The sequence below is a fragment of the Kribbella sp. NPDC050241 genome, assembly GCF_044459685.1.
Taxonomy (GTDB): domain Bacteria; phylum Actinomycetota; class Actinomycetes; order Propionibacteriales; family Kribbellaceae; genus Kribbella.
Map to the genome: position 1 here is coordinate 216,330 of NZ_JBITJE010000007.1, position 21,544 is coordinate 237,873.

The following is a 21,544-nucleotide window of genomic DNA, read 5'->3' on the forward strand; positions in this document are numbered from 1 at the left end:
GGCCCCGCCTCAGCCCACTCTGATCCTTATCGGTCACGCCGACGGGAGGGTGCTCATGAGCTGCGCGGCGTCGTCGTTCTCGGGGTCGAGGTCAACGGCGCGTCGGAGGGCACTCCTCGCCAGGTCGAGCTGTCCGTCGAGCTGATGGGCCCATCCGGTCATCGTCCAAGCGGCGGACGAGTCCGGACGCAACTCGGTCCACACTCGCAGCAGCGGCCAGACCAGGTCTGTGCGGCGCAGCTCGATCGCTCCCCACACAGCCTCGTCGAACCCCTCGTCGTCGAGATTGAACTCGGCCGGCTCGAGCGCAGCCAGTCGGTGGTACGCCGCCTCTGCGGCATCCGGACCCGATGTTTTCAGCGCCTCGGCGACAGGGCCGACGACCGGGGGCAGCAAGGCGCGCATGGCCACCACCCCCTCGGGCGTCGCACCGGAGAGGTGGTGATCGGCGAGGGCGACGTCGAGCGCTGCCTTCGCGATCAGCGAGGCAGGGATCGCGTTGGAGTTCGCGAGTACGACGACGCCGGTACGCCGCTCCGGAACCAGCACGAGCCTCGACCTGAACCCGGGGTCCATGCCACCGTGACTCACCGTTCGGTGCCCGCGGTAGCTGCCGATGGCCCAACCGAGTGACCTCGCCTCGTCCGACGGAGGGTTGCCCACCGACACCACGGGCTGCCACATCAGGTCGAGCAGCCCAGGATCGAGCCGCGCCCACCGCCCGTCGGAAGCCACTGCGGCCGGCTCGAAGTGCGCCACCATCCAGCGACACATCTCGACCAGGTTCGAATGCAGGGTCGAGCTCGGGGCATGGCGCCTGGTGTACGGATAGGAGCGACCGGGCACCGACAGCGGCATCCCGACGTGCGGTGAGGCAGCCAGGTGCGCGGGTACCTCGCCACGCAGGAAGGTGCTGTTCCGCATCCCGAGTGGCGCCAGGACATCGCGCCGTACGGCGTTCTCGAACGTCGTACCCGTGACCCTGGACAGCAGGAGGCCGAGAAGCTCGAACCCGGCGTTGGAGTAGGAGAACGCCGAGCCGGGCTCCGCCTGCAGCCGCCAGTCCGACAGGCTGCGAGCGAACTCGCTCAGGGCGTCGTCGCCGAGCTGAGGGTCGTGCCAGCCGTAGTCGACGACGTCGGGAAGACCGCTCGTGTGGCTCAAGAGACGCCGGGCTGTGACGTCGCCTGCCCGACCGTCGGCCAAGGTGAACTCAGGCACCCAATCGGTGATCGGAGCATCCAGATCGAGCACCGGTTCGCCGGTGTCCCGAGCGATCGCCAGCGACACGATCGCGGTCGCGACGAAGGGCTTGGACACCGACGCCAGGTGGAACATCGTCTCCGGCGTGACCGGCGCACCGGTACCGACGTCACGAACGCCGAACCCACGCGCGACGACCTCCTCGTCGCGAACCACCGCGACGGCCAGGCCTGCCACGTCGTGCGAGCCGAGAAAGGACTCGACCAGCGGCCACAACCCTTCCTCAACGCTCCCCCGAAGACCCATCTCCATGCCCACCCTCCCCGACTCAGTCCAGACAGAACTCGTTGCCCTCGACATCCAGCATGGGAAGGCACGACTCGTTGAAGCCATCGGCCCGCAGTAGTTGTACGCGTGTCGCGCCGAGCGCGACCAGCCGTGCGCATTCGGCCTCGAGCACAGCCACGCGCTCTTCACCCACAAGCCCGGTGCCGACCCGCACGTCAAGATGCACCCGGTTCTTGACGACCTTACCTTCGGGAACGCGCTGGAAGTAGAGCCGCGGGCCTACACCTGTGGGATCGCCGCAGGAGAACCCCGCCCCCTGACGCTCAGGCGGCAGCGAGCGATGGAAATCGGCCCACGTGGCAAATCCCTCCGGTGGCGGCGGTACGACGTATCCCAACACCTCGCACCAGAAACGAGCGACGCGCTCGGGTTCCGCGCAATCGAAGGTGACTTGGAACTGCCTGACCGATGCCATCCGTCCATCGTGCTGGACATCGAGAGACTCTGCTAGGAGTTTTTCGCCGCCCGGGCTCGGTACGCCGCGACCGTCGTACGACTCGCGCACGCGTTGGAGCAGAACCGGCGCGTCCGGTTCCGTGACTGGTCCACGAAGTAGTTCCCGCACCCAGCCGCGGCGCACCGCCCCAGCGTCACCGCCGGATCCCCCGCCGCGACCAGGGCGAGCTTGGCGGCGATCAACTGGCCGGCCCAGCGCTTGGCCGGGGTGCCGTTGCGACTGAAGTGGATGTGCCAGCCACCGTCGTGGTCGGACAAGTGCATGTCAGGCGGATAGTCACGCAGCAGGCGGTGTACGGCGTCCGGGGCGGCACCGTCGACTGACTGCGCCAGGGCCGTGCGCACGAGATCCGGCAGGTCGCCGTACTCACCGTCCGGCGGCGGAGTGATCTCGTGCTCTGCGAAGAACACGGCGACCAGTTCACCGTCCTCGTTGAGCGTGCCGGTGTTGGCCAGCTCGACGGCCAGGCGCGTCACGTTCCCAATGTAGTCGCCGTATTCCACTTGACCACCTACATCATCGATTCCTATGGTAGGCGTCATGCTAACTGATGACGCCTACGTAGCCCGACGCCTGCACCTGCTCGGGGAGTGGGTTGCCGCACTCGCCGTCGTGGACCCGGACTCCGAGCCGGAGTTACACGCCGAGATCGCCGTCGACCGCTGGTTCTTCCAGATCGAGGGTCATGAGGAGGCCGAGAAGGCGGTCGCGGCACTCGATCCCGCGTCGCCGACGGCGCAGTTGCTCACGGCCCGAATGGCGTACAGCCGCCTGCTGTTCCAGCGCGACCCCCGCGCCGACGACCGCGCCGTGGCCGAGGCCGGCTACCGCGCGGCGGCACAGAGCGACGACGAGAAGCAGCGCGGTTGGGCGGAGTACCACTGGGGCGTCTTGCTGGACAACATCGATGGGGACTCGGCCGGCGCCCTCGCACGCTACGAGACAGCACTCGAGATCGCGACGAAGTCCGGCGACGGCTACTTCGAGTCGTACATCATCCGGCACCTCGCGCATCTCATGGAGCCCGCGGAGCGGATCGCGATGCTGCGCCGCTCACTCCACCTGCGCGCCGCGCTCGGAGCCAGGCCCCAGACAATCGCCGCCCAAGCCGCCCTCGCCGAAGACCTCCCCGAAGACGACCCCGAACGCGCCGATCTCATCCGGACCTTCCGCCCGGGCGCGGAAGAACTACGCATCGGCTGGCTCCTGCCCACGAACTGATCGGCCCCGGGGTGACCTCCTGGCGCCAACGGATCAGGTAGAGGATTCTTGGCCTCACCGCCCACTCGTTCTCGTTGCCACCGGCCACACCTTCAGGAGACACGATGCCGGACCGGACGGATCTGCTGGTCGTCGGCGCGGGGCCTTATGCCTACTCCGCGGCGGCCCTTGCCCGTGACAACGGCATCGAGACCCGGATCGTGGGCCACCGGATGGCGTTCTGGCGGAAGAACATGCCGGTTGAGATGTTTCTGCGGTCAGGCCCCGACTGGCATCTCGACGGAAACGGCGTGTACACGTTCGAGGCGTTCTTCGAGGATCGGGGCCTGCGCCCCGCAGACTTCGACCCGATCCCGATCTCGGTCTTCCTCGACTACACGGAGTGGTTCCGCGAGTGCAAGAGGCTCGACCTCGACGAGCGCCTCGTGACCGGCCTGAGCAAGCCGAACGCGGGCTTCGTGGCAACGATGGACGACGGTACGACGATCACCGCGGACAAGGTACTCGTCGCACCCGGCATCGGCTACTTCCTCAACCTGCCGGAGTGGTACGCCGATGTCCCCCCGGCTCGCCGCTCGCACACGTCTCAACTGGTCTCCTTCGATGCGCTCGCCGGTGCGCGGGTCGTGATCATCGGCGGTCGGCAAAGCGCCTACGAATGGGCGGCTTTGCTCTGTGATCACGACGCCGCGCAGGTGGACGTGGTGCATCGCCACAGCACACCGGCGTTCGCCAAAGTGAGCTGGCGCTTCGTCGACCAGTACGTCAATCAGACGCTGACACACCGGGGATGGTGGCGAGGACTCTCGGTCGAGCGGCAGCGAACGATCGCAGCCGAGTTCTGGCAGGTCGGCCGTCTCACCCTCGAACCGTGGCTCGTGCCGCGGATCCCGGACGCCGTCGTGACCAGTCATCCGGGGTGTGCGGTGGTCAGCACGGCAGTCAGCGAACACGACGTGACGCTGACTCTCTCCGACGGCGCGGCGCTGACAGCCGATCACGTGGTCTTCGCCTCCGGCTACCGGGCCGACCTTGCTCGCGTGCCTTACCTGGGCGATGTCGTGGATCGGATCTCGGTCACCGAGGGCTTCCCCGCCTTGTCCGAGGGCCTCGAGACGTCCCTGGCCGGGCTCTACATGACAGGGTTCCCGGCGACCCGCGACTTCGGCCCTTTCTACGGCTTCACCAAGGGCTGCCCGTCAGCCGCCCGCATCGCCGTCGACGACATGCTGGGATGACCTCCCTGCCGATGGCAACGGAGTTCATCCACCATGGGTGACGCCCCGGACAGTCCGGACCTGCTGCAATGCGACCGAGACGCCCATCGGAGGCGCAGGTCATGAGGCTCGACCTGGGTGAGCCGGCTGGCGCGTCCGCTCATCTCTGGAGGGAATGACCGTGGACGCAATGACGAATGACTTCGGGGAAGTTCTTCTGTGGAGCTTCTGGTTCTTCATCTGGATTGCCGCACTGATGGTGTGGTTCCGTTGTCTGTGGGACCTGTTCAGCGACCGCTCGCTCAGTGGTTGGGCCAAGGCCGGCTGGGCGATCCTGCTCATCTTCGTGCCGTGGGTGGGGGCACTGATCTACCTCATCGCTCGGGGCCGGAGCATGAACGAGCGCCGGCGGACGCAGTTCGAGGAGCAGCAGGCCGAGCAGAAGAAGTACATCCAGGATGTCGCAGGCACGTCCAAGAGCCCGACCGACGAGATCGCCAGCGCCAAGGAACTGCTCGACTCCGGAACGATCACGCAGGCGGAGTACGACTCCATCAAGACCAAGGCACTCGCCTGAGCACGTACCAGCGCGAGGCCTAGCCTCCCGGGGTACAGGTCGGAGGCCCTTTCCCGAACGGGACAGGGCCTTCGACCTGCGGTGAAGCTCAGGGGCGAGGCGGCTCAACCATGGACGAGCGGTGGTCCGAGCGGAAGCGCGCCACCGCCTGTCGCCTGCGAAGCCGAGTTGAAGAACAGGTAGACACCCACCGCGGCGAAGAGGAACACCACCACACCTGCGATGTGGAGCACGCCTGCTGATTCCTGCAGGGTGCCGATCAAGACCAGCACCAAGGCGATTTCGATGAGCGCGAAGAGCACCGTGTACGCGCTCGGCAGCCGGAGTGTGGCCAGGGTCAGCATCCCGATCACGACCAGCCACGAGATCAGGAACAAGCCTTGTGTGTCGAGGGCGTCCGCGGCGACGATGCCGAGCCAGTTGTGTGTGAGGCCCAGTACGAGCATGGCGTAACTGAGCCAGAACCCCGCGAAGATGCCGAACACCCCGGCTACCGCGCTCTGACCGACGCCTGCCGCCCAGACGGCGGCGATCACCAGGCCTAGTCCGGTGGCCGCGACGATGATGGAGAGCGAGGCCCCGACCGCCGCCGCCGGCACGTAGCCGACAAGGACGAGACCGAGCGCGACCGATCCCACGATGAAACTGGGGAGACCGATCAGAGACGGGTCCCCAGTCACCGCTGGAACCGCGGCCTCAGCCTCAGCGGCCGCAGCGGCAGGTTGGGCGCGGTCCTGGTGAGCGCCGAACGCATCGGCGTCGATGGTGGTCATGGCGAACTCCTTTCGGGCGTATCCCGGACGGAATCAGTCTCTCCACTTCGCACCCGGCAAGCTGTCTCGTTTTGAGGCACTACCCGGCCCCACGCTCACGCACTGCTGATCGAGTTGGCCGCGTGAGCAACCGAGATCGCAGCCACGCTGAACGCAAAGTGCTGGTAACCAATCGAGCCGCGCACCGGCTTGCTCAACGGAAGGTACTTGTTCGCCCGGCTTGCTTGCTGCGGACAACGAAGCCCTCAACGCGGCATCCCGGTACGCACTAGTGGACATACCGGTCCCTGCGGTCCGAGCGGGAGATCAGTTTCGAGGGCGGGATCGCACCCGAGATCATCAAGTCCGCTAGATTCACCGGTCATTGGGGATGGCAGGGCCCCCACGATCGAGAATCGGAGTTCGCAGGACGATGAACGGCCGAATCGACTATCACGAGGTGGAGCCGCTCACGGTCTGGCTCGACGGCAAGGAGCAGCAGTGCTCCGTCGACGAGACCTCGACCACCGACTCCCACTGGACGCTGGTCCTGACAACGCCGGACGGCAGGACCTGGACCAGCTCCGGCCAGGGTCTGTGGACAGCGTTCGTCGAGCTGCGACGTCAGATCGAACCACTCGGCTACCGGCTGTGCTGTGCGGGCGCGAGGGCCGACGCGTTCCTGCGCCGCGGCCGGTCGTACGACGGCTACATCGTCGACCTCTGGAGCCGCCGAACCTTCTTCGGCATCCGGCACGAGGCCTCGTTGTTCGACTACGCCCCCGCAGACAAGGTCACCACCATCGATCAACAACTGGCCCGCTACGACCGCTGGACAGACACGCCTTGGTGGCGAGCCCTCCTCCCCGGCAACCCAGTCCGCTGACGTCACTTCGTACACAGGTCGGCGGCCCATGATCGACTATCACGACGGCTCCGGATGGGCTCAGGCCGGTTTCGGGCGACGGATCAGATGGTAGGCCTTGCAGCCCAAACACAGCCCGGTGGATGCGTTGAGGGCTGCCACGCCGAAGGCGAGAGCGGTGAGGCCGTAGCCGGCGACATCGAAGCCGAGTACAAAGGCGGCCAGCGCCAGAGCGGTGAACACGAACCCGACGAACTGGGCGAATCTCGGCGGCCGAGCATCCTCCAACTCGGCTGGCGCTCCGATCCGCGGCCAGATGACACGGGCGAAGATCTGCGCCCACAACGACCACTGAAAACTCACGAACGCAGTGAACGCAAACACGGCGACCTGGGAGGCGAGCAGGCCGAGACCCAATGGTCGAGCAACGTCAACGATGAGCAGCACGACGGCGAGCACGCTCGCTGTGGCCCCGGCGCTGAATCGCAAGAGGCGCGGATCGACATGGGCGCGCAGCGGGCACGCGCCAAAAGTGCTGCCGGGCATGTGGTTCTCCAGAGACTGAGATGCCAGCCAGTCCGATCCAGGTCAGAGTACTCGGCCCACACCACCTAAGCCGTGCGTAGCATCAATGCTCAGCAGCCGTCGTCTCCGCGTGGAGCGAGGGACCGGTTCAGTCGCGCGTGCTCGGGGCGACCTCGCACACCATCACGCAGTTGCCCAGGCCCTTGGGGCGGTCGTAGGTGAAGCCCTCGCGCTCGTACATCGTGCGGGTGCCGTTGTAGAGGAACGACGAGTTCTTCTTCCGGACCCCGCCGGTGTCGTGCGGGTAGCCCTCGACCAGGCCGCCGCCGGCCTGCGCGATCAGCTCGACGGCTCCGCGCAGGGCGATCGCCGCCAGGCCGTGACCGCGAAAGCTGCGCTCGACCAGGATGCAGGTGACCCGGTAGTCGGGCAGTCGCTCGGCAGTGGCGACGTACTCCTTGCGGTGCTGGATGTTGGGCAGCTCCTCGGGTGATCCGTACTCCGCCCAGGCGACGGCCCGGTCGTCGTCGTACACCAGCGCCGCGTGCGCGATCCCGTCGGCCACCAGACGTTGCTTGAGCGCCCGGTTCCCCTCGGCGGTCTGACCCTTCTCCGCGCAGTCGGGATGGAAATGCGTACACCAGCAACTGGCGAACATGCCCTTGTTCCGCTCGACGAGAGCGGCGAAGTCGTCGAACGTCTTCGGCGTGAGCGCCTTGATCCTGAAGTCGGACATGCCGACAACGTACCCCCGATTGCGGACGTTCTGCGTCCGGTAGCGCTGGACGAAATCCTGGGCCTCCCGTACTGGCGGCTCCGACTCACTCGCCTCCTGCCGGACTGACATCTGACGGATCGAGGGCCCCGTATTTCCGCACGGTCTCCGGCCATGCAAGTGACCACTATCGCGAACCTGAAAGGCGGCACCGGGAAGAGCACGACGCCTCGCCGGAGGCTCGGGGTAACCTCCGAGTTCGACATGTGCAGGGTCAAACCGGAAGGAGCCGATAGACGTCCGTGAAGCGGATGCCGACATTCCGGTCTTGTCGCTCTCGGATGGCGTGGTCACTCTCCGACCTTGGTCGAAAGATGACGCCGGGTTCATGGCGGAAGCGTTCGCCGATCCAGCGATCCGACGCTACAACGGGGCCCACGACCGACTCGGACGACCGGCTCCGCCGCTCTCGATCGAGGACGCTGAATCGATCATCGACGAGTTCGTGTCGAGCTGGCGGGCGTTCGGCGCGGCGGAGCCACCATCTGGTGTTGCCTTCGCGATCACGGACGCAGCCTCCGGTGACCTGGTCGGCTGCTGCGGCGTCGATGACTGGTCGAAGGAAGACGTAGCGCAGTTCGGCTACTGGATCGGGCCGAGCGCGCGAGGGCGTGGGTACGCGACGCGGGCGGTGGTTCTGCTCACACGGTGGTTGTTCGGGCTCGGCGCAGCTCGTGCCTTCCTGACGGTTGAGGCGGACAATGCAGCGTCAGCTGCGGTGGCGCGCCGAGCGGGGTTCGTGCACGAGGGAACGATGCGCGCACACAGCGTGTGGCAGGGCGAGCGCATCGACGTGATGTGGTTCGCGGCGCTGCCGCACGAATGGACGATGCGCGAGCCGGACGAACCAACGTGATGCGCAAGGCGATCGGAGCCGATGGCCAGCCACTCCGGACGCTGGGATACTCCGATCTACATCAAGAACTGGACTGGATGAACGGCAGCGTATGAGAACCGTGTTGCGTCGAGTCGCGAAGAGGTTCGGCGGGTCCTTCGGGCTGGCTGTGGAGCATCCACTGCCGGACCAGATCAAGGATGTGCCGCCGGCTGAGCTGTCGCGCCTGATCGACAGGCGTATCGGTGATGGCCTGGGGACGGTTGGGCGGCCGCAGTGGGTTGCTGACAACTTCGCATCGATCGAGTACGTGCTACTGGTGCCGTACAGCTGGAACCGGGGCAGGATGTTGCGATGCAATGCAGTGGTCTTCCTGCCCGGGACGACCGTCGGACGATTTCCGATCGATCTCTCGCAGGAGGAGTACCGGGACTTGCCAACTCTGTCCGGGCGATCCGCGACGACCCGCCTGGGTGACGTCCTTCTCCACTACCCGATGCTGCCGCTGGACGAGGCAATCCGCTGAAGGCAGTCACTCAGGTCATGCGAGAGGCCGGTCTCCCAAGGGGAAACCGGCCTCTGATCTGCGGTGGAGCTTAGGGGATTCGAACCCCTGACCTCTTCCATGCCATGGAAGCGCGCTACCAACTGCGCCAAAGCCCCGCGGTGTCTTGCGACTCCGGAAGTTTAGCGGATACCGGGTGCCAAAGAAAAATCGGATAGCCCTCGCTCGCGGGCACCCCGGAAGCAGGCTGTACACAGGCGGATCCGGCCCGCAGGCGGCGGCTGAACCGCCTCAGGTCGCCGCCGGGCGGAGCCTCAAGTCTTCCAATTCGTACGCCGAGTCGGCAAGCCTGGCGCGGCCCGCGACAGTCGTCCATGCCAGCGGCGGGAGCAGCCCGAGTCCTTTTCAACTGACTACGACGAACTCGTTGACTGCGCTACGCCGGAGCGCCTGAGCGACACCGCTGCGGGCGGCCAGCAGGTGGCCGCCCGCAGCGGTATCAACTGACCGCGTTAGCTGGCCCGAGCGCAGTACGCCGAGGCACGCTGTCGGACCATCGGAGGCCGCTGAGACGAGTACCGCCGAGCAGCGACGTCCGACTGCCAGTCACCGGAGTCACCCGCCGAGTGTCCTACGCCGGAGGGCATCCCGCGGCGCCGACGAAGGCGGCCGACAAGGCAGCCGCCGCGGAGCGGTGTCCGATTTGCGTGTTCCAGACCTGATCAGCGTTGGGGGTCGTCGCTCATGACTGGTTCGGGGAGGGAGCCGGCGTTCCATTCCTCGATGCGCCAGCCGTTGTTGCGGCTCGGCAGAAGCGAGATCCAGTTGCAGTTGGCGAGGCCGCCGAACGCTGACCAGTGCGCCTGTGGGATGCCGAGGAACTGGCAGATGCCGACGCGGGCGGCGAAGCCGTGGGTGGTGATGACGATGGTGTCTTCCGAGGTGCCTTCGGCGGAGATCCGGGCCACGGCGGCGGAGAAGCGGTCGGCGACCTCTTCGCTGGTTTCGCCGGCGGTACCGCGGCGCTGGGTTTGGCCGGCGCGGACGCGGGCGAGGGCTTCGGGCTGGGTGGCGGCGATTTCGGCCGAGGTTTTGCCGGCCCAGTCGTCGACGTGGATCTCGCGGAGGGCTTCGTCGTACTCGATTTTGAGGCCGGTCAGCGCTGCCAGTTCGCCGGCGGTGGCGGCGGCGCGCTGGAGGTCGCTGGCGAAGAGGCGGGTCGGTGCGAGGGAGGCGAGCCGTGCGGCTGCCACGCGGGCCTGTTCGATGCCGACCTCATCGAGAGGGATGTCGGCCTGGCCTTGCATCTTGTCCTGCAGGTTCCACTCGGTCCGGCCGTGGCGCCAGACGATCAGTCGCCCCGCGCTCATTCAGCCGAAGGGATCGGGGACGGCAGCGGGATGGCGGGGCAGTCGCGCCAGAGACGCTCGAGGGAGTAGAAGCTGCGCTCTTCGTCGTGCTGGACGTGGATGACGATCTCGAGGTAGTCGAGCAGCACCCAGCGGCCTTCCCGGGCGCCTTCGCGGCGGACCGGCTTGGCGTCGAAGTCGACCCGCAGCTTCTCCTCGACCGCGTCGACGATGGCCCGCACCTGGCGGTCGTTGGACGCGGACGCGACCAGGAACGCGTCGGTGATGGCGAGTTGTTCCGACACGTCGAAGGCGAGGACGTTCTCGGCCTTCTTGTCGTGGGCGGCCTCGGCGGCCGCGGTGAGCAGCTCGATGGCACGATCGCTTGCTGGCATAGGTTCCTTCTAACGGTTGGTGTAGAGCTCGCGCTTGGCGATGTACTGGACGATGCCGTCCGGGACGAGGTACCAGGTCGGGTTGCCCTTGGCGACCCGGGCCCGGCATTCGGTCGAGGAGATCGCCAGCGCCGGCACCTCGAGCAGTGTGATCCGATCCATCGGGAGCTTGTCCAGGGGCAGCTCGAGGCTTTCGGTCCCGGGCCGGGTGCAGCCGACGAACTGCGCCAGCTTGAACATCTCGTCCACGTCGCGCCAGGTGAGGATCTGGGCGAGCGCGTCGGCACCGGTGATGAAGAACAGCTCCGCGTCCGGGTACAGCGCCGACAGGTCGCGCAGGGTGTCGATCGTGTACGTCGGCCCCGGCCGGTCGATGTCGACCCGGCTGACCGAGAACCGCGGGTTCGACGCCGTCGCGATGACCGTCATCAGGTACCGGTCCTCGGCCGGGGAGACCGCCCGGTCGGTCTTCTGCCACGGCTGGCCGGTCGGGACGAAGATCACCTCGTCCAGGTCGAAGTACGCCTGCACCTCGCTGGCCGCGACCAGGTGGCCATGATGGATCGGGTCGAACGTGCCACCCATCACGCCCAGGCGACGGACCCGCTCGACGGAAGCCATATCAGCCAGTTCTCAGCCGCTCAGGAGTGCGGCCGGCCCTTGCCCATGATGACGGTGACGAGGAGCAGCAGGACCAGTACGAACAGGGCGAACCCGCCGTACCACCACTGCGAGATGTGCTTGGCCTCGGAGCCGGCCTCTTCGACGGCCGCCAGCAGCGGCAGGATGTGCGATTGCATGCCCCAGAGCCTATCTCGTGGCCGGACACAGAAGCGCGACCGGTGGCCCCATCGGCCGGCCGGTCGCGCGGAGGACGTCAGCTGTGGCGGATGTGACGGGTCAGCAGCCGGCGCCACGTGGACGGTACGGCGTGCGCACGCCGAGCCCGCGCGGCGGCGCGCTGGCGCTCGTCGATGTGGGCACGGGCAACTTCGGGGGTGATCATGATTCCTTCACTGGGTTGTACGGCGGGGTCGTGGCGGGCTGGCCTCGACACTTCAAATTGTACGGCGTGAGTTACGCTCACACAAACGAATTAAAGGCAGATCAAGTGATGTGCCTACGAATCTGCGGTGAACGGGAGGTTCGCGCCATGGACGCGATCGATCGGCAGCTGATCGAGGCACTCCGCCTGAACGGCCGGTCCAGCTGGGCCGAGCTGGGCCGCGTGGTCGGTCTGTCCGGCCCGAGCGTGCAGGAACGGGTCCGGCGGCTGGAGGAACGCGGCGTACTGCTCGGGTACCGCGCAGTGGTCGCCCCCGAGCACGTCGGGCTCGGGACGAGCGCGCTGATCGGGCTGTTCCAGCGCGACGACGTGGAGACCGACGACATCGTCGACCAGGTCCGGGAGATCGAGGCGGTCGAGGACTGCTGGTTCGTCGCAGGCGACCAGGAGCTGGTGGTGAAGGTCCGGGTCGCCGATGTCACCCACCTCGAGGCGGTCGTGGGCACGCTGCGCCGAGTGAACGGCGTGGTCAGGACCCGGACGACTGTCGTGCTGTCGACCCGATGGGAAGGGCGTCCCGCGCCGCTGCCCGAGTGAGCAGCAGTACGACGGCCGCACCCAAGGCAAGCGCCGCCGCGACCGGGTAGAGCAGGTCGGGAACGTGCTGATAGGCCGCACCACCGAGAGCGGGCGCCAGGAACATGCCACTGATGGACGCGGCAGCGTACAGGCTGGAGTAGCGCCCGACCATGCCTTCCGGAGCCGCATCGGCGACGTGAGCCGTGGCAGTCGGCTTGTAGAGCATCTCCCCCGCTGTGATGACCACCATCGCAAGCGTCGCCCCGACCAGCGCCGGCCAGACGCCCAGCACTGCCAGCCCCAGACCCACGAGCGCGAAGCCGACTGCGATCACCCGAGTCGACCGATGTGCGCGTAGACGTACGGCGAGCGGCGCCTCGCAGCACACGATGACGGCAGAGCTCAAGCCGATCAGCAGTCCGTAGGCGACTGCCGGCGTACCAGCGTCCCGGAGCAGCAGCGGCATGGTGGCGAACAACTGCCGATACACGGTGTCGATGACGACGATCGCCGCCAGCAGAATCAGCACCTGCCTGTCCCGAAGCAGGACCCGCCAAAGTCCACGAGCGACAGCCGAACCAGCACGCGACGCCTGCGGCACCCAGCGCCAGATGACCGCCGCCAGCACGAGACTGGTGACGGCGTCGATCACGAACACCAGCGAGAAGTTGTACGCCGCCAGCAACCCTCCCAGTGGAGGCCCGATCGTGAACCCGGCGTTGCTCGCCGTCCGCGACAACGCGATCCCCTCGCGCCGACGCTCAGCCGGAAGCGCGGTCGCGACCAGCGCACTCATGTTGGGCCGACCCGCTCCACCGAAGAGGCCAGCCAGCATCCCAACCACGATCAGCAGCGCGCCTGGCACGAACGGCATGGCCAAGCAACAGATCGACCAGGCCAGCTGGCTGCCCACCGCGGCCCGGCGGAGGCCGAAGCGGTCGCCGAACCAGCCACCGCCCAGATTGCCACCGAGCAACCCCACGCCGTACGCCGCCGCGGCGAAGCCGGCCTGCTGCGCGGACATGCCGCGATCCTCGACCAGGTACAGCGTCAGGTAGATCCACGCCAGCGCGCCCGCCGCGCTGACCAGTTGCCCGACCATCACAGCCTTGAGCCACGCCGGCAGCTCAGCGATCCGACGCCAGTACATGCTGCCCCCAGGTAGCACAGGTAGAGTGAGTTCCTAACGGGAACTTAGTCGGCCAGCTAGCGTGGTGGCAACCGGATTGGGGGTCGACGTGCGGCGGAGCAGCTTCTCTCCCGAGCCCGACTGTGCGATCGCGCAGTCCCTCGGTGTGATCGGCGACGGCTGGGAGCTGCTGATCGTGCGCGACCTCGCTCGCGGCCTCGACCGCTTCGACCAACTCGCCGACTCGCTGCACATCTCCCGTAAGGTCCTGACCGAGCGGCTCACCGGCCTGCTCGAGAGCGGGATCGTCGAGCGAACGGCGTACCAGGACCGCCCGACGCGCTACGCCTACCGCCTTACCCCGCGCGGCCGCGCGCTGCTGCCGGTGCTGGTTGCGCTGCAGGACTGGGGTGACCGCTGGCTGCTCGGGGACGGTTCGCTCACCGGCACGAACGACGCCGACGAGCCTCCCGCGCACCGGATCCACGAACTGGTGGGCCGGCGCGTCCCCGAGATCGCTCTGCCCTCTGTTAGCGGTACGACGATCGACGTGGTGGACACGGATGCCCGCGCGACTGTGCTGTTCGGCTACCCGGCGACCGGTCGGCCGACTCCGTTGCCGGAAGGCTGGGGCGATATCGCCGGTGCGAACGGCTGCACGCTGGAGAACCGCCTCTTCGCCGCCCGGTACGACGAATTCGTCGCGAGGGGAATCACTGTGCGCGGAGTCAGCACCCAACGCACCGACGAACAGCAGGCGTTCGCCAAGGCCGAGGAGATCCAGCACGTTCTGCTGTCCGACCTGGAGCTGGAATTGACCGCGGCCCTCCGGCTGCCGACCTTCCGCGCGGGCGGGTACGAGCGACTCAAGCGCGTCGTACTCGTGATCGGAGCCGACCGCGTGGTGACAGCCGCGCGATACCCGGTGACGGACATCGCCGACGCGGTCGATTGGGCCTTCAGGACCGCTTGAAGAACGTCTTCAGCTCGTCGGCCACGCGACCGACCGCCTGAGCACTGCCGCCTGGGTTGATCCCACCCGGGTCACTGGACCCACCATGGTCGAGGCCGTCGAACTCGACTCGCCGGCAGTGTGGAAGAACCTTCTCCAGCGTGTCCCGCCAAGGCTTCAACGCAGCGAGCCCCTTGCTGCCACCCATCAGCAGCACGTCCGCCGACACCTCGCGGAACGCCTCGAACGTCCCAGCCAACTCGGCGATCAGCGCGCCTTCGTAGTGAATGGTCGGCGCGAGCTTGCGCATCGTGATGGCGTCCGCCCCAGCCTGCCGCTCGTCCTTGACCAGCATCTTCTCGGTGATCCGCGTCATCAGCCGCCGCGGCACGACCTTCAGGAATGCCGGCGCCAACTGCAACCCGTACATGCTCGTCACCATCGCACCGGCAAGATTGCCCTCAGCAACCTCTCGGTCGAAGCGGATCAGCCACTCCCGATGCGGCGTGGGATTGTCGACAATCGCAGGCTCATACAATGCGACCTTCCGCAGGCCCGGCAGCGTGCGCGCCGCCTCCAGCACAACGGCGCCGCCGGCGCTGACACCAAAGGCGAACTCGGCACCCGCCGCGGTCAGGACCGCCTCAAGATCCTCGACCTCGGTACGGACGGTGTGGTCCGGCCGATGCGGACCGGACAACCCTCGTCCGCGGCGATCCGGGAGGTAGACCGTGAAGTCGCCGGCCAACGCCCCGGCGAGCAACGTGTGACTACGGGCGGACTCCATGCTGCCGTGCAGTACGACGACCGCCGGTCCCTGCCCGGTCTTCCAGTAGCCGATCTCGGTGCCGTCGCGGGACTCGACCGCGCCTTGGGTCAGTTCTGCTGTTCTCATGACTCGATAGTCACATATTCTCTAGTTTCATTGCAACTAGTATCTCTGACCCCGTAAGCTGACGGCGTGACCTTCCGACGCTCCCCCCTCGCGCTCGCGATCCTCGGCCTGCTGGAGAACGGCCCACTGCACCCGTACGGGATCCAGCGGCTGATCAAGCAGTGGGGCAAAGACCAGGTCGTCAACGTCGGCCAACGGACCAGCCTCTACCGGATGATCGTCCGGCTGGAGGACGCCGGACTGATCACGGCCGGCGCGACCGAGCGGGACGAGCGCTATCCCGAGCGGACCGTCTACCACCTCACCGAGGACGGGCGGACAGTCTGCCGGGAGTGGCTGGCCGAGATCCTGACCACGCCGCGCAACGAGTTCCCCGAGTTCCCGGCGGGACTGTCGTTCGTGATGCTGGTGCCGCCGGAGACCGCCGGCGAGCTGCTGGCGCAACGGCGGGACCACCTGACCAAGCGTGTGGCGGAGCTCGACGCCGAGCTGACCCTGGAGGTCGAGGGCGCGCCGATCCCCCGGTTCGCGCTGCTCGAGACCGAGTACCAGCGGGCCGTCACGGTGGCCGAGGCGGACTGGATCGACGGGATCCTCGAGGACCTGCGCAGCGGGAGCCTGACCTGGACGCCCGGACCGGCATGACGGTCGACGTCTGGTGGGCCCGGATCGACCAGGCCCGCGACGAGTTCGCCGCAGATCTGGACGAGGTCGAGCGGGAGCGGCTGGCGGCGTACACACAGCCGGACGCACGGGCCCGGTTCCTGCTCGGGTGCACGATGGTACGGCGGTTGCTCGCGGCACGGTTCTCGATGCCTGCAGCAAATATCCGGCTGGACCGCACCTGCCCGCGCTGCGGCAAGCCGCACGGAAAGGTACGCGCCGACGGCGTCGAGCTGTCCGTCACCCACGCCGGCGACCTGGTCGGTGTTGCGATCGGTGACCGGCCGGTCGGGATCGATGTGGAGAAGGTCGACCCGCACCTGGACATCGACGGTCTCGCGCAGGTGGCGCTGACTCCTGACGAGATTCACGAACTGAGCGGCGTCGATGGACGCGAGAAGGTGCACGCATTCCTCACGTACTGGACGCGCAGGGAGGCTGCGGTGAAGGCGACCGGTGAGGGATTGCCAGCCAAGCCGCGCAAGATCACAGCGGGAATCCAACTCGAGGAGCTGGACGTGGATCCCGACCACGTGGCGGCTCTGGCGGTGGTGTCCGCCGAGCCGCCCGTCGTGAGGACGTTCAGGTTCGGATCTGACCCTCGCCGGTGACGACGTACTTGGTCGAGGTCATCTCGGGCAGGCCCATCGGGCCTCGGGCGTGCAGCTTCTGGGTGGAGATGCCGATCTCGGCGCCGAAGCCGAACTCGGCGCCGTCGGTGAACCGCGTGCTGGCGTTGACCACGACCGCGGCCGAGTCGACCGCCTGCACGAACCGGCGCGCGGCGGCCTGCGAACGCGTGATGATCGCATCGGTGTGGCCGGAGCTGTAGCGGCGGATGTGCTGCACCGCGGACTCGAGCGAGTCGACCACCGCGGCGGACAGGTCGAGCGAGTTGTACTCCGCGCCGAAGTCCTCCTCCGTCGCCGCGACAACATCCTTGCCCGCAGCAACCACAGCGGGATCGCCGTGCACGGTCACGCCCGCTTCGGCCAGCGCAGGCAGGGCTTGCGCCAGGAAGTCCGAGGCCACCGCCGAGTGCACCAGCAGGGATTCGGCCGCGTTGCAGACACTCGGACGCTGAGTCTTCGCGTTGAGCAGGATCGTCAGCGCCAGGTCGAGGTCGGCGTCGGAGTCCACATAGACGTGGCAGTTGCCGACTCCAGTCTCGATCACCGGCACGGTCGACTCGCTGACCACGGTCTGGATCAGGCCGGCGCCACCGCGCGGAATCAGCACGTCGACCAGCCCACGCGCCTGCATGAGCTCCTTCACCGCGGCCCGCTCAGTCGGCACACCCTGGACCACGTCCGCGGGTAATCCGGCCGAAGCGGCGGCGGACCGCAGTACGGCGATGATCGCGTCGTTGGACGCGGCGGCCGAGGACGAACCGCGCAGCAGCACCGCGTTGCCCGACTTGAGGCAGATGCCGGCCGCGTCGGCGGTCACGTTCGGGCGCGCCTCGTAGATGATCCCGACGACGCCGAACGGCACGCGGACCTGGCGAAGCTCCAACCCGTTCGGCAGTGTGTAGCCGCGGACGACCTCACCGACCGGGTCGGTCAGTCCGGCAAGCTGCTCCAGCCCCGCGGCCATCGCGTCCACCCGGCCCGGGTCCAGCGCCAGCCGATCCACCGTGGACTCCGGCGTACCAGCCTCACGGGCCGACGCGACGTCCTTCGCGTTCGCCGCGACGATCACATCCGTGTTCGCCCGCAACGCCGCCGCCATCGCCTGCAGCGCCGCATCCTTCGTCGCCCGCGAAGCCTCGGCCAACGCGTACGACGCTTCCCGCGCCCGCCTGGCCAGCTCGATGATCTCGCTCATGGTTCATCCTAGATTGATCGGTTCACAGGAGGACCAGGTCGTCTCGGTGGACGACCTCGCGTTCGTAGGCCGCTCCGAGTTCCCGCGCGAGGTCGCGCGTCGATCGGCCCAGCAGGTCAGGGAGTTCGGCCGCGTCGTAGTTGACCAGGCCGCGCGCGATGACCGCCCCGGAAGGCGACACGAGGTCGACCGGATCGCCGGCCGAGAACGTGCCTTCGACCTTCGAGATGCCGGCCGGCAGGAGCGACGTACGGCGCTCTGTCACCGCTCGTACGGCGCCCTCGTCCAGGTGGAGCCGGCCCTGACCCGAGGTGGCGTGGGCGAGCCAGAGCAGACGGGTCTTGCGACGACGGCCGGTGGGGTGGAAGAGGGTTCCGACGGGCAGGCCCTTCAGCGCCTCCCCCACGCGACCGGCAGACGTGAGGACGACCGGAATCCCTGCCTCCGTGGCGATCGCGGCCGCCTCGACCTTCGTCTGCATGCCACCGGTGCCCACACTCGACGACCCGGTACGACCGATCCGCAACGGCGCCAGGTCAGCGGGACCACGAACGTCGGTGACCATCGACGTCCCCGGCTTGCGCGGATCCCCGTCGTACAACCCGTCGACGTCGGACAACAGCAGCAGCAGATTGGCGTGCACGAGGTGACTGGTCAGCGCGGCGAGCCGGTCGTTGTCGCCGAACCGGATCTCCGTGGTGGCGACTGTGTCGTTCTCGTTGACGATCGGTACGACGCCCAGCTCGAGCAGCCGCGCGAACGTCCGGTAGGCGTTGCGGTAGTGGCTCCGCCGGGTCACGTCGTCGACCGTGAGCAGCACCTGGCCGACCCGCAGGCCATGCGCCGCGAAAGCGTCGCTGTAGCGGGCCATCAGCAGCCCCTGCCCGACCGATGCCGCCGCCTGCTGCGTCGCCAGGTCACGCGGTCGCGACCGCAGGCCCATCGGGGTCAGGCCCGCGGCGATCGCGCCGGACGAGACAAGTACGACCTCGGTCCCCTCCACCCGTCGCGCCGCGATGGCGTCGACGAGCAGCCGGAGCCGTTCGAGGTCGATCTTGCCGCGCTGGGTCAGCGACGACGAGCCGACCTTCACGACGATCCGCGTGGCCTCGACGACCTCCGCGCGTTCCTTCATGAAATCAACCGTTCTGGTCGAGTTCCTTCTGCAGTTCGAGCTCGCGCGCTTCCTTGCGCGCCAGCTTCGCCGCAGCTTCAGCTGCTCGTTTGGACTCGGCCGGGGACAGGTCCACCTCGTCCTCGACCCAGCCCGCGCCGTACTCCGACAGGTCGGTCGTCGACTCCCCCGCCCGGTGGGCGTGGTACTCGGTGTCCTTCGTCCGCCGCCGTTGGACCGCGGGACGCGGCTCCTCCAGCCGGTGGTCCTCGCCGCGCCGGGCCAGAATCTCGGCGCCGGCCTGGACCTCGGGCGCGAAGTCGAACACGATCGCGTTCGGCCCGTCGCCGATGACGACCGCGTCGCCCTCCATCGCGCCGCGCTCCAGGAGTTCCTTCTCCACTCCGAGCCGGTTCAGCCGGTCGGCCAGGTAGCCGGTCGCCTCCGCGTTCGCGAAGTCGGTCTGCTTGACCCAGCGCTCGGGCTTCTCGCCCTGCACCAGCCAGCCACCGTCGTCCGGCAACTTCTTCACCTTGAACTCGGGCCCGCCCTGCACCTGCGGCCGGATCACGATCCGCGTGGTGTCTGGCTTCTCCTCCTCGGCACGCCGCCGCATGACGATCTCCGCCATCGCGAACTTCAGGGCTTCCAGACCCTCGTGCGAAGCGGTCGAGATCGGGAACACCCGCAGCCCGCGCTGCTCCAGCTCGGCCTGCACCATCTCCGCGATCTCGCGGGCGTCCGGTACGTCGATCTTGTTCAGGGCAACGAGTCGCGGCCGGTCCTCCAGACCGCCGTGCGCCTGCAGCTCCGCCTCGATCGTGTCCAGGTCACTCAGCGGGTCCCGGCCAGGCTCGTACGTCGCACAGTCGATGACGTGCACGAGCGCCGCACACCGCTCCACGTGCCGCAGGAAGTCGTGGCCGAGTCCGCGGCCCTCGCTCGCACCCTCGATCAGCCCGGGTACGTCGGCCACGGTGAACGTCGTGTCGCCCGCGACGACGACCCCCAGGTTCGGGATCAGGGTGGTGAACGGGTAGTCGGCGATCTTCGGCCGGGCTCGGCTGATCGACGCGACCAGCGACGACTTGCCGGCGCTCGGGAACCCGACCAGGCCGATGTCCGCGACCACCTTGAGCTCGAGGACGAGCGTCCGCTCCTCGCCGTCCTCACCGAGCAACGCGAAACCGGGCGCCTTGCGGGCGCTGCTGGCGAGCGCCGCGTTGCCGAGACCACCCTTGCCACCCTGCGCCGCGACGAACTCCGCACCGGGCCCGACGAGATCCGCGAGTACGACGCCGTCCGCCGTACTGATGACCGTGCCGTCGGGGACGCCGAGAACCACGTCGCCGCCGTTGCTGCCGGCCTGGTGGTCACCCTTGCCCTGGGCACCGTTCGTCGCGGTGCGGTGGCTGGAGCGGTGGTAGTCGACCAGCGTGGTCACGTCCTGGTCGACGCGCAGGATCACGCTGCCGCCGTCACCGCCGTTGCCGCCGTCCGGACCGCCGAGGGGTTTGAACTTCTCCCGGTGCACCGAGGCGCAGCCGTTTCCGCCGCGGCCCGCGGTGACATGCACCGTGACCCGGTCGACAAAGCTGGGAATCGCCATCGGTGTTCTCTACTTCCTATTGGGTGTTACTTACACAGCAGAAGGGCGGGTCCGCGGTATTCCGCGACCCGCCCTTCTCAGAGCTCGTGAAACGTCCGGGTGGCGGTGTTACTCCGCCGGGGCCGGGACGATGTTGACGACGCGGCGACCGCGCCGGGTGCCGAACTCCACCTTGCCCTCGGCCAGCGCGAACAGCGTGTCGTCGCCGCCACGGCCGACCAGGTTGCCCGGGTGGAAGTGCGTGCCCCGCTGGCGGACGATGATCTCGCCGGCGTTGACCAGCTGACCGCCGTACCGCTTCACACCGAGGCGCTGCGCGTTGGAGTCGCGACCGTTGCGGGTCGACGCCGCTCCCTTTTTGTGTGCCATGTCTGGATCAGCTCACTTCTTCTTAGCGTCGATCGCGGTGACCTTGACCTGGGTGTAGTGCTGACGGTGCCCCTGGCGCTTGCGGTAACCGGTCTTGTTCTTGTACTTGAGGATGTGGATCTTGGGACCCTTGGTACGACCCAGGACCTCGGCCGAAACGGCCACCTTGGCCAGCGCCGCGGCATCGGTCGTCACGGTGTCGCCGTCAACGACCATGACCGCCGGGAGGGACACGGTGTCGCCCACCTCGTCCGTCAGGCTGTCGATCTCGATGACATCGCCGACGGCGACCTTCTGCTGGGTGCCGCCACTGCGCACGATCGCGTACACCGTGGATCTCACTCTCTGCTGGTTCGGAAAACTTACGGGGGCCTGCA

The 21,544-nt window shown here is 67.7% G+C and carries 28 protein-coding genes and 1 tRNA gene; 10 read left to right on the top strand and 19 right to left on the bottom strand.

The window, feature by feature from the left end; all coding sequences use genetic code 11:
- Window positions 1-33: 33 nt before the first annotated feature.
- Genes ACIBG5_RS30005 through ACIBG5_RS30015 form a run of 3 tightly spaced genes read right to left on the bottom strand, consistent with a single transcriptional unit; the run spans window position 34 to window position 2,484 of the window.
- Window positions 34-1,515 (bottom strand): serine hydrolase, encoded by a 1,482-nt coding sequence (locus ACIBG5_RS30005; protein ID WP_396394844.1) that lies wholly within the window; start codon window positions 1,513-1,515, stop codon window positions 34-36.
- 16 nt (window positions 1,516-1,531) lie between these two features.
- Window positions 1,532-1,966: a VOC family protein gene (locus ACIBG5_RS30010; RefSeq protein ID WP_396394845.1), complete on the bottom strand. Its 435-nt coding sequence runs from the start codon at window positions 1,964-1,966 to the stop codon at window positions 1,532-1,534.
- Window positions 1,967-1,998: 32 nt separating this feature from the next.
- Entirely contained in the window at window positions 1,999-2,484 is a 486-nt protein-coding gene (locus tag ACIBG5_RS30015; RefSeq protein WP_396394846.1) for a CGNR zinc finger domain-containing protein, read from the bottom strand.
- A 64-nt stretch (window positions 2,485-2,548) separates the two neighbouring features.
- On the opposite strand from ACIBG5_RS30015, the gene ACIBG5_RS30020 reads away from it, so the two are divergent.
- The 3 genes from ACIBG5_RS30020 to ACIBG5_RS30030 all read left to right on the top strand — a co-directional run bounded on the left by ACIBG5_RS30020 (window position 2,549) and on the right by ACIBG5_RS30030 (window position 5,023).
- Entirely contained in the window at window positions 2,549-3,229 is a 681-nt protein-coding gene (locus ACIBG5_RS30020; protein WP_396394847.1) for a hypothetical protein, read from the top strand.
- Between the two features lie 104 nt (window positions 3,230-3,333).
- Window positions 3,334-4,467 (top strand): FAD-dependent oxidoreductase, encoded by a 1,134-nt coding sequence (locus ACIBG5_RS30025; protein ID WP_396394848.1) that lies wholly within the window; start codon window positions 3,334-3,336, stop codon window positions 4,465-4,467.
- A 169-nt stretch (window positions 4,468-4,636) separates the two neighbouring features.
- Window positions 4,637-5,023: an SHOCT domain-containing protein gene (locus ACIBG5_RS30030; RefSeq protein WP_360447117.1), complete on the top strand. Its 387-nt coding sequence runs from the start codon at window positions 4,637-4,639 to the stop codon at window positions 5,021-5,023.
- A 104-nt stretch (window positions 5,024-5,127) separates the two neighbouring features.
- Here ACIBG5_RS30030 and ACIBG5_RS30035 read toward each other — a convergent pair whose 3' ends face one another.
- Window positions 5,128-5,796 (bottom strand): GPR1/FUN34/YaaH family transporter, encoded by a 669-nt coding sequence (locus ACIBG5_RS30035; protein ID WP_396394849.1) that lies wholly within the window; start codon window positions 5,794-5,796, stop codon window positions 5,128-5,130.
- Window positions 5,797-6,208: 412 nt separating this feature from the next.
- Here ACIBG5_RS30035 and ACIBG5_RS30040 point away from each other — a divergent pair, with 412 nt between their 5' ends.
- Window positions 6,209-6,661: a hypothetical protein gene (locus tag ACIBG5_RS30040; RefSeq protein WP_396394850.1), complete on the top strand. Its 453-nt coding sequence runs from the start codon at window positions 6,209-6,211 to the stop codon at window positions 6,659-6,661.
- Between the two features lie 60 nt (window positions 6,662-6,721).
- On the opposite strand, the gene ACIBG5_RS30045 is transcribed toward ACIBG5_RS30040, so the two are convergent.
- Both ACIBG5_RS30045 and ACIBG5_RS30050 read right to left on the bottom strand, forming a co-directional pair.
- A complete protein-coding gene (locus tag ACIBG5_RS30045; RefSeq protein ID WP_396394851.1) occupies window positions 6,722-7,186 on the bottom strand; it encodes a DUF4395 domain-containing protein in 465 nt (154 codons plus the stop codon).
- Between the two features lie 127 nt (window positions 7,187-7,313).
- Window positions 7,314-7,901, bottom strand: a complete 588-nt coding sequence (locus ACIBG5_RS30050; protein WP_396394852.1) for a GNAT family N-acetyltransferase — start codon at window positions 7,899-7,901, stop codon at window positions 7,314-7,316.
- 325 nt (window positions 7,902-8,226) lie between these two features.
- Between ACIBG5_RS30050 and ACIBG5_RS30055 the strand changes: the two genes are divergently transcribed.
- Together ACIBG5_RS30055 and ACIBG5_RS30060 are read left to right on the top strand one after the other, a co-directional pair.
- The gene (locus ACIBG5_RS30055) at window positions 8,227-8,796 is read left to right on the top strand and encodes a GNAT family N-acetyltransferase (RefSeq protein WP_396395016.1); all 570 of its coding nucleotides are present in this window, start codon (window positions 8,227-8,229) and stop codon (window positions 8,794-8,796) included.
- Between the two features lie 91 nt (window positions 8,797-8,887).
- Entirely contained in the window at window positions 8,888-9,301 is a 414-nt protein-coding gene (locus ACIBG5_RS30060) for a hypothetical protein (protein ID WP_396394853.1), read from the top strand.
- 64 nt (window positions 9,302-9,365) lie between these two features.
- Here the strand turns inward: ACIBG5_RS30060 and ACIBG5_RS30065 are convergent.
- The 6 genes from ACIBG5_RS30065 to ACIBG5_RS30090 all read right to left on the bottom strand — a co-directional run bounded on the left by ACIBG5_RS30065 (window position 9,366) and on the right by ACIBG5_RS30090 (window position 12,030).
- Window positions 9,366-9,438 (bottom strand) — tRNA-Ala (locus tag ACIBG5_RS30065).
- 564 nt (window positions 9,439-10,002) lie between these two features.
- Window positions 10,003-10,650, bottom strand: a complete 648-nt coding sequence (locus ACIBG5_RS30070) for a histidine phosphatase family protein (RefSeq protein ID WP_396394854.1) — start codon at window positions 10,648-10,650, stop codon at window positions 10,003-10,005.
- The gene (gene rsfS / locus ACIBG5_RS30075) at window positions 10,647-11,024 is read right to left on the bottom strand and encodes a ribosome silencing factor (protein WP_131349814.1); all 378 of its coding nucleotides are present in this window, start codon (window positions 11,022-11,024) and stop codon (window positions 10,647-10,649) included. The genes ACIBG5_RS30070 and rsfS overlap by 4 nt, the downstream gene beginning before the upstream one ends.
- Before the next feature lie 9 nt (window positions 11,025-11,033).
- On the bottom strand, window positions 11,034-11,645 hold the full coding sequence (gene nadD / locus ACIBG5_RS30080; protein WP_396394855.1) for a nicotinate-nucleotide adenylyltransferase: 612 nt from the start codon (window positions 11,643-11,645) through the stop codon (window positions 11,034-11,036).
- 20 nt (window positions 11,646-11,665) lie between these two features.
- Complete coding sequence (locus ACIBG5_RS30085) at window positions 11,666-11,824, bottom strand: hypothetical protein (RefSeq protein WP_396394856.1); 159 nt, start codon at window positions 11,822-11,824, stop codon at window positions 11,666-11,668.
- A 77-nt stretch (window positions 11,825-11,901) separates the two neighbouring features.
- On the bottom strand, window positions 11,902-12,030 hold the full coding sequence (locus ACIBG5_RS30090) for a hypothetical protein (RefSeq protein WP_396394857.1): 129 nt from the start codon (window positions 12,028-12,030) through the stop codon (window positions 11,902-11,904).
- A gap of 147 nt (window positions 12,031-12,177) precedes the next feature.
- Here ACIBG5_RS30090 and ACIBG5_RS30095 point away from each other — a divergent pair, with 147 nt between their 5' ends.
- Window positions 12,178-12,627 carry an Lrp/AsnC family transcriptional regulator gene (locus ACIBG5_RS30095; protein WP_131349810.1) on the top strand — a complete coding sequence of 150 codons (450 nt, stop codon included), beginning with the start codon at window positions 12,178-12,180 and terminating at the stop codon, window positions 12,625-12,627.
- On the opposite strand, the gene ACIBG5_RS30100 is transcribed toward ACIBG5_RS30095, so the two are convergent.
- Window positions 12,560-13,759 (bottom strand): MFS transporter, encoded by a 1,200-nt coding sequence (locus tag ACIBG5_RS30100; RefSeq protein WP_396394858.1) that lies wholly within the window; start codon window positions 13,757-13,759, stop codon window positions 12,560-12,562. The two genes, ACIBG5_RS30095 and ACIBG5_RS30100, sit on opposite strands and share 68 nt — an antisense overlap.
- 64 nt (window positions 13,760-13,823) lie before the next feature.
- On the opposite strand from ACIBG5_RS30100, the gene ACIBG5_RS30105 reads away from it, so the two are divergent.
- Window positions 13,824-14,711, top strand: a complete 888-nt coding sequence (locus ACIBG5_RS30105) for a winged helix-turn-helix transcriptional regulator (RefSeq protein ID WP_396394859.1) — start codon at window positions 13,824-13,826, stop codon at window positions 14,709-14,711.
- Here the strand turns inward: ACIBG5_RS30105 and ACIBG5_RS30110 are convergent.
- On the bottom strand, window positions 14,698-15,585 hold the full coding sequence (locus ACIBG5_RS30110) for an alpha/beta fold hydrolase (protein WP_396394860.1): 888 nt from the start codon (window positions 15,583-15,585) through the stop codon (window positions 14,698-14,700). The two genes, ACIBG5_RS30105 and ACIBG5_RS30110, sit on opposite strands and share 14 nt — an antisense overlap.
- Before the next feature lie 66 nt (window positions 15,586-15,651).
- On the opposite strand from ACIBG5_RS30110, the gene ACIBG5_RS30115 reads away from it, so the two are divergent.
- Together ACIBG5_RS30115 and ACIBG5_RS30120 are read left to right on the top strand one after the other, a co-directional pair.
- The gene (locus ACIBG5_RS30115; protein ID WP_396394861.1) at window positions 15,652-16,230 is read left to right on the top strand and encodes a PadR family transcriptional regulator; all 579 of its coding nucleotides are present in this window, start codon (window positions 15,652-15,654) and stop codon (window positions 16,228-16,230) included.
- Window positions 16,227-16,859: a 4'-phosphopantetheinyl transferase family protein gene (locus ACIBG5_RS30120; RefSeq protein WP_396394862.1), complete on the top strand. Its 633-nt coding sequence runs from the start codon at window positions 16,227-16,229 to the stop codon at window positions 16,857-16,859. The genes ACIBG5_RS30115 and ACIBG5_RS30120 overlap by 4 nt, the downstream gene beginning before the upstream one ends.
- Here the strand turns inward: ACIBG5_RS30120 and ACIBG5_RS30125 are convergent.
- The 5 genes from ACIBG5_RS30125 to rplU form a co-directional block, all read right to left on the bottom strand.
- On the bottom strand, window positions 16,831-18,075 hold the full coding sequence (locus tag ACIBG5_RS30125) for a glutamate-5-semialdehyde dehydrogenase (RefSeq protein WP_396394864.1): 1,245 nt from the start codon (window positions 18,073-18,075) through the stop codon (window positions 16,831-16,833). The genes ACIBG5_RS30120 and ACIBG5_RS30125 overlap by 29 nt on opposite strands.
- A 22-nt stretch (window positions 18,076-18,097) precedes the next feature.
- Window positions 18,098-19,210: a glutamate 5-kinase gene (gene proB / locus ACIBG5_RS30130; RefSeq protein ID WP_396394865.1), complete on the bottom strand. Its 1,113-nt coding sequence runs from the start codon at window positions 19,208-19,210 to the stop codon at window positions 18,098-18,100.
- A gap of 4 nt (window positions 19,211-19,214) precedes the next feature.
- Window positions 19,215-20,798 (bottom strand): GTPase ObgE, encoded by a 1,584-nt coding sequence (gene obgE / locus ACIBG5_RS30135; protein WP_396394866.1) that lies wholly within the window; start codon window positions 20,796-20,798, stop codon window positions 19,215-19,217.
- A 108-nt stretch (window positions 20,799-20,906) separates the two neighbouring features.
- Window positions 20,907-21,167: a 50S ribosomal protein L27 gene (gene rpmA / locus ACIBG5_RS30140; protein WP_132405181.1), complete on the bottom strand. Its 261-nt coding sequence runs from the start codon at window positions 21,165-21,167 to the stop codon at window positions 20,907-20,909.
- Window positions 21,168-21,179: 12 nt separating this feature from the next.
- Window positions 21,180-21,497 (bottom strand): 50S ribosomal protein L21, encoded by a 318-nt coding sequence (gene rplU, locus ACIBG5_RS30145; protein WP_131349790.1) that lies wholly within the window; start codon window positions 21,495-21,497, stop codon window positions 21,180-21,182.
- Window positions 21,498-21,544 lie beyond the last annotated feature (47 nt).

Bases quoted from the DNA above. Each gene is read 5' to 3' on its own strand.
- obgE (WP_396394866.1), bottom strand. From the start codon at position 20,798: ATGGCGATTCCCAGCTTTGTCGACCGGGTCACGGTGCATGTCACCGCG.
- proB (WP_396394865.1), bottom strand. From the start codon at position 19,210: ATGAAGGAACGCGCGGAGGTCGTCGAGGCCACGCGGATCGTCGTGAAG.
- ACIBG5_RS30070 (WP_396394854.1), bottom strand. From the start codon at position 10,650: ATGAGCGCGGGGCGACTGATCGTCTGGCGCCACGGCCGGACCGAGTGG.
- ACIBG5_RS30020 (WP_396394847.1), top strand. From the start codon at position 2,549: ATGCTAACTGATGACGCCTACGTAGCCCGACGCCTGCACCTGCTCGGG.
- ACIBG5_RS30110 (WP_396394860.1), bottom strand. From the start codon at position 15,585: ATGAGAACAGCAGAACTGACCCAAGGCGCGGTCGAGTCCCGCGACGGC.
- ACIBG5_RS30045 (WP_396394851.1), bottom strand. From the start codon at position 7,186: ATGCCCGGCAGCACTTTTGGCGCGTGCCCGCTGCGCGCCCATGTCGAT.
- rpmA (WP_132405181.1), bottom strand. From the start codon at position 21,167: ATGGCACACAAAAAGGGAGCGGCGTCGACCCGCAACGGTCGCGACTCC.
- ACIBG5_RS30125 (WP_396394864.1), bottom strand. From the start codon at position 18,075: ATGAGCGAGATCATCGAGCTGGCCAGGCGGGCGCGGGAAGCGTCGTAC.
- ACIBG5_RS30085 (WP_396394856.1), bottom strand. From the start codon at position 11,824: ATGCAATCGCACATCCTGCCGCTGCTGGCGGCCGTCGAAGAGGCCGGC.
- ACIBG5_RS30030 (WP_360447117.1), top strand. From the start codon at position 4,637: ATGACGAATGACTTCGGGGAAGTTCTTCTGTGGAGCTTCTGGTTCTTC.
- ACIBG5_RS30035 (WP_396394849.1), bottom strand. From the start codon at position 5,796: ATGACCACCATCGACGCCGATGCGTTCGGCGCTCACCAGGACCGCGCC.
- rsfS (WP_131349814.1), bottom strand. From the start codon at position 11,024: ATGCCAGCAAGCGATCGTGCCATCGAGCTGCTCACCGCGGCCGCCGAG.
- ACIBG5_RS30095 (WP_131349810.1), top strand. From the start codon at position 12,178: ATGGACGCGATCGATCGGCAGCTGATCGAGGCACTCCGCCTGAACGGC.
- ACIBG5_RS30090 (WP_396394857.1), bottom strand. From the start codon at position 12,030: ATGATCACCCCCGAAGTTGCCCGTGCCCACATCGACGAGCGCCAGCGC.
- nadD (WP_396394855.1), bottom strand. From the start codon at position 11,645: ATGGCTTCCGTCGAGCGGGTCCGTCGCCTGGGCGTGATGGGTGGCACG.
- ACIBG5_RS30050 (WP_396394852.1), bottom strand. From the start codon at position 7,901: ATGTCCGACTTCAGGATCAAGGCGCTCACGCCGAAGACGTTCGACGAC.
- ACIBG5_RS30010 (WP_396394845.1), bottom strand. From the start codon at position 1,966: ATGGCATCGGTCAGGCAGTTCCAAGTCACCTTCGATTGCGCGGAACCC.
- ACIBG5_RS30005 (WP_396394844.1), bottom strand. From the start codon at position 1,515: ATGGAGATGGGTCTTCGGGGGAGCGTTGAGGAAGGGTTGTGGCCGCTG.
- ACIBG5_RS30025 (WP_396394848.1), top strand. From the start codon at position 3,334: ATGCCGGACCGGACGGATCTGCTGGTCGTCGGCGCGGGGCCTTATGCC.
- ACIBG5_RS30060 (WP_396394853.1), top strand. From the start codon at position 8,888: ATGAGAACCGTGTTGCGTCGAGTCGCGAAGAGGTTCGGCGGGTCCTTC.
- ACIBG5_RS30120 (WP_396394862.1), top strand. From the start codon at position 16,227: ATGACGGTCGACGTCTGGTGGGCCCGGATCGACCAGGCCCGCGACGAG.
- ACIBG5_RS30040 (WP_396394850.1), top strand. From the start codon at position 6,209: ATGAACGGCCGAATCGACTATCACGAGGTGGAGCCGCTCACGGTCTGG.
- ACIBG5_RS30100 (WP_396394858.1), bottom strand. From the start codon at position 13,759: ATGTACTGGCGTCGGATCGCTGAGCTGCCGGCGTGGCTCAAGGCTGTG.